This is a genomic window from Rhizobium ecuadorense (assembly GCF_001187535.1).
Lineage (GTDB): Bacteria > Pseudomonadota > Alphaproteobacteria > Rhizobiales > Rhizobiaceae > Rhizobium > Rhizobium ecuadorense.
The window spans coordinates 1-206 of the sequence record NZ_LFIO01001750.1; the positions used below are offsets into that span (position 1 = coordinate 1).

Genomic DNA, 206 nt, shown 5'->3' on the forward strand with positions numbered 1-206 from the left:
AGATCCCAAGCGGCGAGGAGGCAATGTTTTCGCTGCAGCGGCTTGAACGTCATCTCGGCCGCAAGGCGCAGGCGACCATGCCGATCGAGATCGGCGGCATCAACTCGACGATCCCGCTTGTCGTCGGCGCCCGCCTCGGCCTGCCCGTCGTCGACGGTGACGGCATGGGCCGCGCCTTTCCGCAGCTCGAAATGGAGACCTTCCTG

At 66.0% G+C, this 206-nt stretch carries 1 protein-coding gene; it reads left to right on the plus strand.

Annotated elements, in window-relative coordinates:
* A partial coding sequence (locus AF337_RS35215) for an S-methyl thiohydantoin desulfurase domain-containing protein (protein ID WP_152971333.1) occupies positions 1-206 on the plus strand: 206 nt, incomplete at both ends.